Origin of the sequence: Entomomonas asaccharolytica, assembly GCF_016653615.1 — a bacterium.
Taxonomy (GTDB): Bacteria; Pseudomonadota; Gammaproteobacteria; order Pseudomonadales; family Pseudomonadaceae; genus Entomomonas; species Entomomonas asaccharolytica.
On record NZ_CP067393.1, the window covers coordinates 547871 to 560398 of the forward strand.

At 38.1% G+C, this 12528-nt stretch carries 15 protein-coding genes; all 15 read left to right on the plus strand.

What is annotated here, in order from left to right:
- Positions 1-77: 77 nt before the first annotated feature.
- Entirely contained in the window at positions 78-830 is a 753-nt protein-coding gene (locus tag JHT90_RS02415; RefSeq protein WP_201093641.1) for a YebC/PmpR family DNA-binding transcriptional regulator, read from the plus strand.
- Positions 831-967: 137 nt separating this feature from the next.
- The gene (gene ruvC, locus JHT90_RS02420) at positions 968-1498 is read left to right on the plus strand and encodes a crossover junction endodeoxyribonuclease RuvC (RefSeq protein WP_201093643.1); all 531 of its coding nucleotides are present in this window, start codon (positions 968-970) and stop codon (positions 1496-1498) included.
- 272 nt (positions 1499-1770) lie between these two features.
- On the plus strand, positions 1771-2382 hold the full coding sequence (ruvA, locus tag JHT90_RS02425) for a Holliday junction branch migration protein RuvA (protein WP_201093645.1): 612 nt from the start codon (positions 1771-1773) through the stop codon (positions 2380-2382).
- Between the two features lie 2 nt (positions 2383-2384).
- On the plus strand, positions 2385-3428 hold the full coding sequence (gene ruvB / locus JHT90_RS02430; RefSeq protein WP_201093654.1) for a Holliday junction branch migration DNA helicase RuvB: 1044 nt from the start codon (positions 2385-2387) through the stop codon (positions 3426-3428).
- A gap of 56 nt (positions 3429-3484) precedes the next feature.
- On the plus strand, positions 3485-3913 hold the full coding sequence (locus JHT90_RS02435) for a YbgC/FadM family acyl-CoA thioesterase (RefSeq protein WP_201093660.1): 429 nt from the start codon (positions 3485-3487) through the stop codon (positions 3911-3913).
- A 26-nt stretch (positions 3914-3939) separates the two neighbouring features.
- Entirely contained in the window at positions 3940-4632 is a 693-nt protein-coding gene (gene tolQ, locus JHT90_RS02440; protein WP_236254017.1) for a protein TolQ, read from the plus strand.
- 50 nt (positions 4633-4682) lie between these two features.
- On the plus strand, positions 4683-5096 hold the full coding sequence (gene tolR, locus JHT90_RS02445; protein WP_407926488.1) for a protein TolR: 414 nt from the start codon (positions 4683-4685) through the stop codon (positions 5094-5096).
- Positions 5089-6030: a cell envelope integrity protein TolA gene (tolA, locus tag JHT90_RS02450; RefSeq protein WP_201093662.1), complete on the plus strand. Its 942-nt coding sequence runs from the start codon at positions 5089-5091 to the stop codon at positions 6028-6030. Before tolR ends, tolA begins: the two co-directional genes overlap by 8 nt.
- Positions 6031-6032: 2 nt before the next feature.
- The gene (gene tolB, locus JHT90_RS02455; protein WP_201093664.1) at positions 6033-7307 is read left to right on the plus strand and encodes a Tol-Pal system beta propeller repeat protein TolB; all 1275 of its coding nucleotides are present in this window, start codon (positions 6033-6035) and stop codon (positions 7305-7307) included.
- A 57-nt stretch (positions 7308-7364) separates the two neighbouring features.
- On the plus strand, positions 7365-7883 hold the full coding sequence (gene pal, locus JHT90_RS02460) for a peptidoglycan-associated lipoprotein Pal (RefSeq protein WP_201093666.1): 519 nt from the start codon (positions 7365-7367) through the stop codon (positions 7881-7883).
- Positions 7884-7896: 13 nt separating this feature from the next.
- Positions 7897-8637: a tol-pal system protein YbgF gene (ybgF, locus tag JHT90_RS02465; protein WP_201093668.1), complete on the plus strand. Its 741-nt coding sequence runs from the start codon at positions 7897-7899 to the stop codon at positions 8635-8637.
- Positions 8638-8748: 111 nt separating this feature from the next.
- Entirely contained in the window at positions 8749-9390 is a 642-nt protein-coding gene (gene queE / locus JHT90_RS02470) for a 7-carboxy-7-deazaguanine synthase QueE (protein WP_201093671.1), read from the plus strand.
- Between the two features lies 1 nt (position 9391).
- The gene (gene queC, locus JHT90_RS02475) at positions 9392-10078 is read left to right on the plus strand and encodes a 7-cyano-7-deazaguanine synthase QueC (protein WP_201093684.1); all 687 of its coding nucleotides are present in this window, start codon (positions 9392-9394) and stop codon (positions 10076-10078) included.
- Between the two features lie 158 nt (positions 10079-10236).
- On the plus strand, positions 10237-11913 hold the full coding sequence (locus tag JHT90_RS02480; RefSeq protein ID WP_201093686.1) for a Na+/H+ antiporter: 1677 nt from the start codon (positions 10237-10239) through the stop codon (positions 11911-11913).
- Between the two features lie 102 nt (positions 11914-12015).
- Positions 12016-12462: a hypothetical protein gene (locus JHT90_RS02485; protein ID WP_201093687.1), complete on the plus strand. Its 447-nt coding sequence runs from the start codon at positions 12016-12018 to the stop codon at positions 12460-12462.
- Positions 12463-12528 lie beyond the last annotated feature (66 nt).

Sequence of the window (12528 nt, forward strand, 5' to 3'; positions counted from 1 at the left end):
TAGGTTCTAAGCTTTAATTTGTGGTACTATTTTAGTAACACATTCATTTTTAAACAGATAAAAATACGGAGTTGTGTATGGCTGGACATTCCAAATGGGCCAACATTAAACACCGCAAGGGTCGCCAAGACGCTAAGCGCGGTAAAATTTTTACCAAGGTTATTCGAGAATTGACAGTAGCTGCCAGCCAAGGCGGTGGTGTTCCTGCTGATAATCCACGTCTTCGTTTAGCCGTTGACAAAGCATTAGCTGTGAATATGACACGGGACACCATTGATCGTGCTATTGCTCGTGGGGCAGGTACTAACGAAGCTGAAAACATGGAAGAGTTAACCTATGAGGGCTATGGCCCTAACGGGGTGGCTATTTTTGTGGAAGCTATGACGGATAATCGTAATCGTACCGCAGCAGAAGTACGCCACGCTTTTAGTAAAGCAGGTGGTAATTTAGGTACTGATGGTTCTGTAGCTTATTTATTTGAGCGTAAAGGCCAAATCTCCTATGAGTCAGGTGTAGACGAAGAGAAATTATTAGATGTTGCATTAGAAGCGGGTGCTGATGATGTAGTAACTAATGATGATGGTTCTGTAGATGTATTTACTACCTTCCAAGATTTTATTTCTGTTAAAGAAGCATTGGTTGAGGCAGGTTATACACCAGCAAATGCTGAGGTGGCGATGATCGCTACCACAGAAGCTGATTTAACAGATGTAGATTCTGCACAAAAGATTATGCGCTTAATTGATGCATTAGAAGATTTAGACGATGTACAAAATGTTTATTCTAATGCCAATATTGCGGATGAAATTATGGAGCAATTGGGCGACTAATTGTTGTATAGCTATTGCCCTATATTTTTATACGTCGTTGAATGGCTTTGCCGTACTAGTTGTACTTTCTTCAGCCATCCACCTCGTTTAAAACCGTATAGCAACAGCTCTATAAAGAGAGATAGAGAGGTAGTAGCGTGACAATTATTTTAGGGATTGACCCTGGGTCACGCATTACTGGCTTTGGGGTGATTAGGCAAGTAGGCCAAAAGGTAGAGTATATTGCCTCTGGTTGTATTCGAACTCCTGAAGGAAACTTAGCAGATAAATTACAAACTATATTTCGTGGTGTGCGTGAGGTTATTCAAACCTACCAGCCTACTACTATGGGTATTGAGCAAGTTTTTATGGCTAAAAGTGCTGACTCAGCACTTAAATTAGGGCAAGCCCGAGGTGCCGCCATTGTAGCAGGTGCTGAAGAAGGCTTGGATATAGCTGAATATAGTGCAAGACAAGTTAAAAAGACAGTGACGGGCTCTGGGGCAGCAGACAAAGAACAAGTAATGTTAATGGTGATGCATTTACTGAAATTAGAAAAACGTCCACAAGTGGATGCTTCTGATGCATTAGCTATTGCTTTATGCCACGCTCATCATAGGCAAACCTTAATTCCACTAGGCTTAGAAAAAGCCAAAAGAAGACGTGGTCGGTTACGTTTATCATTATAAGAATAAGAAAAACAATAGCTCTAATTGCATGTTCTTTTCTATAAGATTTTCGATTTCTAAAAAAATACCTTAATTAAATAAAATATCTATTTATCGCTTAAAAAATTATTTATATTTATCAAAAGGTCAGTTGTAATAACTCTATAAAAGGGTAGACTATAGGGTTTATAAGTTTTGTGTAGCTATCTTGTGGCAATAGTACCTTATATCCTACTTAGTTAGCTTATAAATAATATTATTAGTCATTAGTTTTTTATAGTAAGAGGTTTATTTTGATAGGTCGTTTACAGGGTATTTTAGCTGAAAAGCAACCGCCCCATCTATTAATAGATGTAAATGGTGTGGGTTATGCTGTAGAAGTACCTATGAGTACCTATTATCAGCTTCCTAATATTGATGAAAAAGTCACATTGCATATTCATCAAGTGGTGCGTGAAGATGCTCATTTATTATATGGCTTTTATGAAAAGAAAGAGCGTGAGCTATTTCGTGAACTTATAAGACTCAACGGTGTTGGCCCTAAGTTAGCATTAGCATTAATGTCTACCTTATCTGTTAATGAAATGATAGAAACTGTTCGCCAGCAAAATACTGCTGCCCTTGTAAAAGTGCCTGGGGTGGGTAAGAAAACGGCAGAACGATTATTAATTGAGTTAAGGGATCGCTTTAAGGCTTGGGAAGGTGGCACAGAAGCAACCACTCCATTATCGGCTGAAGTAGCGATGACAAATCCAGCATCTAATGCTGAAATGGATGCAGTAAGTGCTTTAATTGCGTTAGGTTATAAACCACAGGAAGCCAGCCGTGCTGTAGCAGCAGTAGAAAATAAGGATGAGTTAACCAGCGAAGAATTAATTCGTCGAGCATTAAAAGGTAAAGGTTAGTTATGATAGAGCCTGATCGCATATTAGCTGCTGGTGCTCGAGATCGTGAAGATCAACAAGATCGTGCCATTCGTCCGCTTACTTTATCGGATTATATAGGTCAAAAAGTAGTACGCGAACAAATGGAATTGTTTATTAAAGCGGCAAGAGGTAGACAAGAATCGTTAGATCATACATTAATTTTTGGCCCTCCTGGTTTAGGCAAAACGACACTAGCCAATATTATTGCTAATGAAATGGGTGTTTCTGTTAAAAGTACTTCTGGTCCTGTACTAGAAAAAGCAGGCGATTTAGCGGCTTTATTAACCAATTTAGAACCGGGCGATGTGCTGTTCGTGGATGAAATTCATCGGCTTTCACCTGTGGTGGAAGAAGTGCTTTATCCTGCTATGGAAGATTTCCAGTTGGATATTATGATAGGTGAGGGGCCTGCGGCACGCTCTATTAAGTTAGATTTACCGCCTTTTACCTTGGTAGGGGCTACCACAAGAGCAGGCATGTTAACTAACCCTTTAAGGGACAGGTTTGGTATAGTACAGCGCTTAGAGTTTTATGATATTGCTGATCTAGCCACTATCGTAGCTCGTTCTGCCAAGATTCTTGGTATTCCTATTGAACCAGAAGGTTCTCATGAAATTGCCAGACGTTCTAGAGGAACGCCACGTATAGCCAATAGAATTTTACGTCGGGTACGTGATTATGCTCAAGTCAAAGGGCAAGGAATTATTACAAAATATATGGCAGATCAAGCACTTAATATGCTCGATGTGGATGAGCGTGGTTTTGATCATTTAGATAGGCGATTAATGCTAACCATGATTGATAAATTTGATGGTGGCCCTGTTGGCTTAGATAACTTAGCGGCAGCAATTAGCGAGGAACGCAATACCATTGAAGATGTTTTAGAGCCCTATCTAATTCAGCAGGGATTTATTATGCGTACCCCGCGTGGTCGGATGGTAACTCGACATGCTTATTTACATTTTGGTTTAAATATTCCTAAGAAAATGGTTGAATCCTCTACTCCTGATCTATTTAATGAGTAAAATAGCATTCTAATAATTTATTTTTATTCATTACTAAAATTACGGTTTTTTTAAAAATGCAAAGTGACAATAATAATCCAGTTTTTAGTCAGGTATATCGTGTTTATTATGAGGATACAGATGCGGGAGGCGTCATTTACCATAGCAATTATTTAAAGTTTATGGAGCGAGTGCGCACTGAGTGGTTACGCAGTTTTGGTTATTCTCAACACGAATTAGCTAAAGAGGATTTATTGTTTGTTGTGCATTCTGCTTCATTACGTTATGTAGCGCCTGGTAGATTGGATGATGAGTTATTAGTAACAGCTACTATTAAGGAAGTAAGAAGAGCAAGTTTTGTATTTTTCCAACAAGTTTATAGAAAACTTGCAAATGGAGAGAAACTATTGCTTTGTGAGGGGGATATTAGGCTTACTTTAATCGATAAAGTTCTTTTTAAAAGTAAACCTTTGCCTGCTGGTTTTATAGATAAATTCTTAAATTAATTATTGAATATGTGTAGGAGATAACCGTGCAGCCAACTGTTCATGATATGTCTGTGTGGGGTTTAGTTACCCAAGCTACTTGGGTTGTGCAATTAATTATGTTGGCATTATTAGCGGCTTCATTACTGTCGTGGATTATTATTTTCCAACGCAGTAAAGTAATGAATACAGCTAAAAAAGGCTTAGATGAGTTTGAAGATCAGTTTTGGTCTGGCATGGATCTATCAAAACTCTATCGTCAAGTTACTGCTAACCCAGATCCTGATTGTGGGGTTGAGCAAGTTTTTAAATCGGGTTTTAAAGAGTTCTCACGGTTAAGCCAATTACCAGGTATGGAACCAGATGCAATTACGGTAGGTACTCAACGAGCAATGCGAGTGGCTATTGCAAGAGAAGAAGAGAAGTTACAAAACCACTTACCGTTCTTGGCAACTGTTGGTTCAACTAGCCCTTATGTGGGTTTGTTTGGTACTGTTTGGGGTATTATGCACGCCTTTATGGGATTAGCGAATGTACAACAGGCAACACTTTCTACGGTTGCACCAGGTATTGCAGAAGCTTTAATTGCCACAGCGATTGGTTTATTTGCTGCTATTCCTGCGGTAATAGGTTATAACCGATTTGCAGCACGATCAGAAACTTTGTTAGGGCGCTATGAAACTTTTGCAGAAGAGTTCCAAGCTATCTTACACCGTAAAGTGCATTCATTTAACGACTAAAGAGGCATAATAAGGTGTCTAGACGTAATAAGCGCAAACCTGTTGCTGAGATGAATGTAGTACCTTACATTGATGTAATGTTAGTGCTATTAGTTATTTTTATGGTAACTGCACCCATGTTAAACCAAGGGGTAAAGGTCGACTTACCAAAAGTAACCAGTGAACCACTACCTTCTGATACAAAGCAGAAGATTCTTACTGTATCAGTGAAAGCAGACAGTACCTACTACCTTTCCTATGGTGAGGGAGTAGATAATACAGGGGCTGGTAACAAAGCAATTTCATTGCAAGATATGACTAGCCAAGTGACTAAAATTATTACTGCACCAGGCAATGCAGGTAGCCAAGTATTTATTCGTGGTGACAAAACAGCGAGTTATGGATTAGTGATGGCAGCTATGTCAGCTTTACAACAAGCAGGCGTTAGCAATGTTGGATTGATAACAGAGTCTCCTAATGGCTAAGCGTTTCATTTCATCAGAAAACTACACTATCCCTATCATATTAGCTGTGGTAGTTCATGTGCTAGTATTGGCTGGTTTTTTTATTGGTTGGACAAATCATCCTGATATTCCTGCGGCTAAACCCACAATGGTAGCTACCTTATATGAGATAAACTCAAAAAGCCCTGCTACCACGCAAACCTCAGAAAAGTTAGCAGGTGAAGCAGCAAAAACTAAAGCACCCTTATCAAAAGATGATCAAACAGCAACTCAACGTGAAGAACAAAAGAAAATAGCAGAACAGCAAGCCAAAGCAAAAGCAGAAGCTGCTGCTAAAAAGCAAGCTGAAGAGAAGGTTAAAGCAGATCAAGCTAAGGCAGATAAGGCAAAGGCTGATGCTGAAGCAAAAAAAGTAGCAGATGCTAAAGCGAAAGCAGCGGCTGCTAAGAAACAAGCGGATGAAAAAGCGAAAGCAGAAAAGGCAAAAGCTGACAAAGCGAAAGCCGATGCAGAATCGAAAAAGAAAGCGGCAGCAGATGCAAAGGCCAAAGCTGACGCAGCAGCACGAAAGGCTCAAGAAGATAAAGAGGCGGCTGCACTTGCAGATCTATTAGGCGATAAAGTAGAACATGCGGCTACTAAAGGCGATCAAGCAGGTAGTCAAGTAGTAGGTAGTATTGATGATTTGATTAAACGCTTAGTACAAGAAAATTGGACTGAATTAGGTAATCCTGTACCAGGTACTACCGTAGAGTTAATGATTCAGATGTTACCTGATGGAACTATTACCAATGTAACTGTCAGTCGTAGCAGTGGTAATGCTGCATTTGATACTTCGGCAGTGAATGCCGCTAAAAATCTTGGAAGAATACCAGAAATACAGAAATTAGATGCAAATACATTTAATCAGCTTTACCGACAAAGAAAATTCATTTTTACATCGAAAGGTTTATAACAGTGAAAAAGTTTATTCACATTCTCATCTTATATGTCATTGCTTTTATGGGCGCTGCCAATGCGGCAGATGCAATTGTTATTGATGGTGGCAGTAATAAAGCTATTTCTATTGCTGTAGTGCCCTTTGGGGACTCTGGTGCACCTGATATTGCCACTTTGGTAGGCAATGATTTATACAATACAGGTATTTTTGAGCCATTACCTCGCCAAAATATGTTAAGCACCCCTCATCGACCTAACGAGGTTGCTTTTAGAGATTGGAGTGCTGTTAATGCTCAGTTCTTGTTAATAGGTAATGCAAGTAATGTGGGAGGCAAAATACAAGTGCAATATTATTTGTATAATGTTGCCTCACAACAGCAAATTTTTACTGGTACTGCTGTGGGTTCACCTAATCAAACTAGAAAGCTAGCGCATTATGTGGCTGATCAAGTATTTGAAAAGTTAACAGCTATCAAAGGTGCTTTCTCTACAAAATTACTGTATGTAACTTCAGCTGGCAATAATAGTTATACGTTACAAATGTCTGACTATGATGGTGCTAATTCAGTTACCTTGTTAAATTCAAAAGAACCTATTCTTTCGCCACGTTTTTCTCCAGATAATAGAAAAGTGGTTTATGTATCTTTTGAGAGCAAACGCCCACGTATCTATATGCAGGATATTGCGACAGGTACCCGCGATCAATTAACTAATTACGTGGGGTTAAATAGTGCGCCTTCTTGGTCTCCAGATGGTCAAAGATTAGCTTTTGTATCCTCTAAAGATGGTAACCCAGAAATTTATACGATGCGTTTAGATAGCAAGTTAGTACATCGTTTAACTAATAATAATGCGATTGATACTGAGCCTTTCTGGAGTAAAGATGGTAGAAGCATTTATTTTACCTCTGACCGTTCAGGCAGCCCGCAGATTTATAAAATAAATGTAGCAACAGGTAGTACAGAGCGAGTAACAAGTACAGGTAACTATAATGCTAATCCTAAGTTATCTGCAGATGATGGTATGTTGGTGATGGTACATCGTCAAGATGGCTATCGTAATTTTGTGATTGCAACACAAAATTTAGTAACCAATAGAGTGAGTATCTTATCTAATACTAATTTAGATGAGTCACCTACTATTGCACCCAATGGAACAATGGTAATCTATGCAACACGTAAACAAGGTAAAGGCGTTTTGATGTTAGCTTCTATTAACGGACGCGTTCGCATTGAGTTACCAATTGATAATGGAGATATACGTGAGCCTTCATGGTCACCTTTTATAAAATGAGTTTTGCTATAGTTTAATAAGTTTTTTAATGAATATTAATTTTGGAGTTTTAATCAAATGAAAATTACTAAGTTTGCTATTTGTGCATTAATGATGGCCTTTGTAGTAGGCTGTTCTTCTAATAAAGCCAATGATACCTCAGGTTCAACTGATGGTAACTCAGGCTATGATTCTACTGCTGGAGTAGGTGTTGGTACTGGTGATACCAGTGGTTTTAATGGCATGAGTGCTGAAGAAGTAGCTGCTTTAAGAGCGATTACTACCTTCTATTTCAATTATGATAGTTCAGATTTACAACCCGATTCAATGCGTGCTTTAGATGTGCATGCCCATGATTTAATGCAAAATGGTAAGCATGTTGTTTTACAAGGCCATACTGATGAACGTGGTACTCGTGAGTATAATATGGCATTAGGTGAGCGTCGTGGTAATGCGGTTAAACGCTATTTAACTATGCAAGGTGTTTCTCCTTCACAGTTAGAAGTGGTTTCTTATGGTAAAGAACGTCCAGCAGTGAGCGGACATGATGAAGCAGCATGGGCTCAAAATCGCCGTGTTGAGTTAATATTTCAATAAAGGATAGTGACTAATGAGATTGAGGATTTGGCAATTAAGTGTACTTGCATTATGTGGTTTCCCTTTATTAACTTTGGGACAGACAGCAGGCCAGAATAATTCCAATTCTTCTGCTCTGTCAGGTCAAGCACAAGTATTTATGCAGTTACAGCAAATGCAGAATCAGATTAATCAGTTGCAAGGTACTGTAGAGGAACAGCAACTGTTAATTAAGCAATTGCAACAAGAAAGCTTGGATCGTTATCAGGATTTGGATAAACGTTTATCAAATGCTAATAGCCAACCAGCAAAATCAGCCAGTAGTGATAATAGTAAAGCCATTGATGCTAGTCAGCCATTAACACCGCCAGCTAAGCAAAATACTGCAGCAGCAGATCCTGAACAGGAAAAAATTTATTATAATGCTGCTTTTGGTTTGATTCAAAAAAAGGATTATGCAAAAGCTGAACAGGCATTTACTGCTTTTTTAAATAAATTTCCAAATAGCCAATATGCAGGAAATGCTCAATATTGGCTAGCAGAAGTTAATTTAGTACAGGGTGACTCACAAGGCGCTAGTACTAGTTTTAGTAAAGTGATACAGCAATATCCTAATCATTCTAAAGTACCTGATGCGATGTATAAATTAGCAACAGTACAACAGAAATTAGGTAATAATGATAAGGCTAAAGAGTTACTTAATCAGTTAGTAGCAAAATATCCTAATAGTTCAGCAGCTACTTTAGCCAAACGTAGTTTACAAACTTTAAATTAGTTATTGTTTGTATTAAGTAAGGTATAGCTATGTTTTCTCGTAAAATATAGCTATTATTTTTTGTGCATCGGAGTCGGATGGCCTGTTTCGCTGTTACGACCGGGGCTTATTATGAAATTACGCATTACAGAGATTTTTTATTCATTACAAGGTGAATCTCGTACTATTGGTTTACCGACTGTTTTTATTCGTTTAACAGGTTGTCCCTTGCGTTGTCAGTATTGTGATACGACTTATGCATTTAAGGGGGGAGAGTTAGTTGAGCTAACAGCTATAATGGAAAAAGTAGCTTCTTATAACCCACACTATGTCTGTGTGACTGGTGGTGAACCTTTAGCCCAACCAAATTGTATTATGTTACTTAAGCAATTATGTGATGCAGGTTATCAAGTTTCTTTAGAAACGAGTGGTGCATTAGATATTTCAGCGACGGATACGCGGGTGAGTCGAGTGGTAGATTTAAAAACACCTGACTCACAAGAAGTAGCACGTAATCTTTATGAGAATATTAATTACCTCACGAAAAATGATCAGATTAAGTTTGTGATTTGTTCAAGAGATGATTACGATTGGGCAAAAACAAAATTGATTCAATATGATTTGTCTAATCGCGTGGATGAAATTATCTTTTCACCGAGTTTTCAACAAGTAAAACCACAGCAATTAGCTGATTGGATTATTGCTGATAATTTACCTGTACGTTTTCAATTACAGTTACATAAAATTCTTTGGAATGATGAGCCAGGTCACTAATATGTCTACTACAAACTCAATTAAAAAAGCGATTATTTTATTATCAGGTGGCTTGGATTCAGCCACTGTTTTAGCCATGGCCAAAGCTGAAGGTTACCAATGTCATACTATTAGTTTTGATTATGGGCAACGCCATAGAGCGGAACTTAATGCAGCTGAACAGGTCTCTAAACAACTAGGTGCTGTTTCTCATAAAGTAATAAAGTTAGGATTAGGGGATATAGGTGGTTCAGCGTTAACGGATGAATCCATTGATGTGCCAGAAGCTCCTTGTGAGGGTATCCCTATTACTTATGTACCTGCACGTAATACGGTGTTTTTATCGTTAGCACTAGGTTTAGCTGAAGTGACAGAAGCACAGGATATTTTTATTGGTGTGAATGCAGTTGATTATTCAGGTTATCCTGATTGCCGTCCAGAGTATATTGCTGCTTTTGAAAAAATGGCTAATTTAGCCACTAAGGCTGGTGTAGAAGGTAAGCCATTTCATATTCAAGCACCTTTACAGAATTTATCAAAAGCACAAATTATTCAGCGTGGTATAGCTAGTGGTGTAGATTACGCGTTAACTATTTCATGTTATCAGGCTGATGAACAAGGATATGCTTGTGGTAAGTGCGATAGTTGTCGCTTAAGAGCAGAAGGTTTTAAACAAGCTGGGGTTGCAGACCCAACACGCTATGCATAGCTATTGTTTTATACTGTTATAGATTGTTAAATGTTTTGCTGTACAGGTTGTGTTGTTTTCAGCCATTTGTCTGGTTTAAAACTTTATAGTTACAGCTATAAAATAGCAAAGGGATCTAATTGAGAAATTAACTATAGTGTAAAAAGGAGTTAATAATTATGCAGAGTGCTTATATGGTACTCACTTTGTTGATGTTAGTTGGGGTTTCTCAATTAGGGAGTCGTTTATTACCTTTTATTCCTGTTCCTATTTTACAAATAGTTTTAGGTACTATTGTGGCATGGCCAGCTTTAGGGGTGCATGTTGATTTTGAACCTGAACTTTTTTTAATGCTGTTTTTACCACCCTTACTTTTTTCTGATGGTTGGCAAGTACCTAAACGGGATTTATGGAAGTATAAAGGCCCTATTTTTCTACTAGCTGTAGGTTTAGTGCTTTTTACAGTGATTATTGCTGGCTATTTTATTCATTTTTTAATTCCTACCATACCGTTAGCCGCAGCTTTTGCGTTGGCTGCAATGCTTTCACCTACCGATGCGGTGGCTGTATCGGCAGTTACCAGAGGTAAACTGCCCACACCATTAATGCGGCTGTTACAAGGCGAGTCATTAATGAATGATGCTTCTGGTCTTGTAACCTTTAAGTTTGCATTAGCTGCTGCAATCACGGGGGTTTTCTCTCTATTAGATGCTAGTGTAAATTTTGTTATCGTAGCTTTAGGTGGTTTGGCTGTAGGGGTTATATTAAGCTGGTTGTTAGGTCAGCTACGTAGCTGGATGATTGGTCGTGGTTGGGATGACCCTGCTACCCATGTAATGTTCATGCTGTTATTGCCTTTCTTATCTTATGTGGTGGCTGAACACTTCCATGTTTCAGGTATTTTGTCTGCTGTAGCTGCAGGGATGATGCAGAGTTGGGTAGATTTATTACCTAAGCAGACATCAACTAGATTATTAAATCGAAGTGTTTGGACCCTTTTAGAGTTTGTGTTTAATGGTTTGATTTTTATTTTATTAGGTTTGCAATTGCCTGATATTATTAAAAAAATGATAGCTCGTATAGGTCCTGAAAATCAGTTTTCTACAATGATACAGCAAATATTCGTAATATTTCTTATCTTTTTTATTTTGATAGTACTTAGATACCTTTGGGTGCAAGGGAATTGGTATTTAATAAACCGCTTAAATAAAGTGCGCAAAAAATCAGCTAAAGATATGCCTCAGACTAAAAGAGCAGCATTACTTTTAACGTTAGGTGGTGTACGAGGTGCGGTTACTTTAGCAGGTACATTGTCAATACCTTTATTTATAGATGCTAAGCTAGGTATACCTTTTCCTGAACGTGATTTAATGATCTTTATTGCGGTAGGGGTTATTTTATTATCCTTAATTACCGCTTGTATCTCCTTGCCTCTATTATTACGTGGCGTTGAGATGAAAGTTGATGAGGGGCGTAGAAAGGAGTTTCGTGAGGCGTGGCATAAAACAGCAGAGGCTGCTATTCATGCGCTTGAAACCGAGGAAGTAACTTCTGACCCTAGTATTTCCCAGAATGCTGCTTTAGCCAGTATGGTTGCAGAAACTAAGGCTAGAATTATGGCAGAGTATAGGGAACATCTAAATGCTTATGATAATAATACAGAGGAAATGCAAGTTCGTGCTGATCAAAATGATAAAGTAGAAAAAATGCTTCGGTTACGCGCATTACGTGCGCAACGTTTAGAGTTATATCGTTTACGACGTCATCGAGCAATAGGTGATGATATTGTTAGACAAGTGTTAGATGAATTAGATTTGCAGGAAGCTACCTTGAGTGGAGCAACATCCGCTCATTAATTGTTGCAATAACATCAAGCGATTAGGGAGAGATTGTTTTATAATCTACCAATCTTCTCCTTAGTTAGCGTAAAGGTTATTGTAAAGAGGGTGTATAATTAAATGAATCAGCAGGATTATTTTATATTATGGTCAATATATGCCGTAGCTGCATTCATATTGTTGTTAGCTAGTATCTTTTTTACTAATTTCTTATGGCGGCTTATTAAAGAGCCTATTGTTTTAGTCATTGCGATTTTATTATTTTCTCCTACCTTGATTAACCCTGAACCTGCTCAATATGCACCTGCCATTGCAGTAATGGCAATGGATTTTCTAATGCAAGTTGGAGATCATCAAGTAGCTATTGCTAATGAATTATTTTATAGAGTCGAAATAGCATTAGTTATCTATTTTATCTTTGCTATTTTTATTCGTTGGCCACTTGAATATGGTTTTCGTAAGTGGCGACAAAAACGTCAAAGTAATCAACAACAGGTAAACATTGATTCTGTAGAGGAACAGATTGATCAGCCAAGGTCATCTTTCCAAGCTGAAGAGAAACTTTAATAAGTGTAATTAAAGCGTCGTCTGGTAAGTTGTGAATATAGGTACTGTTTTAGTACTAACGAAAGT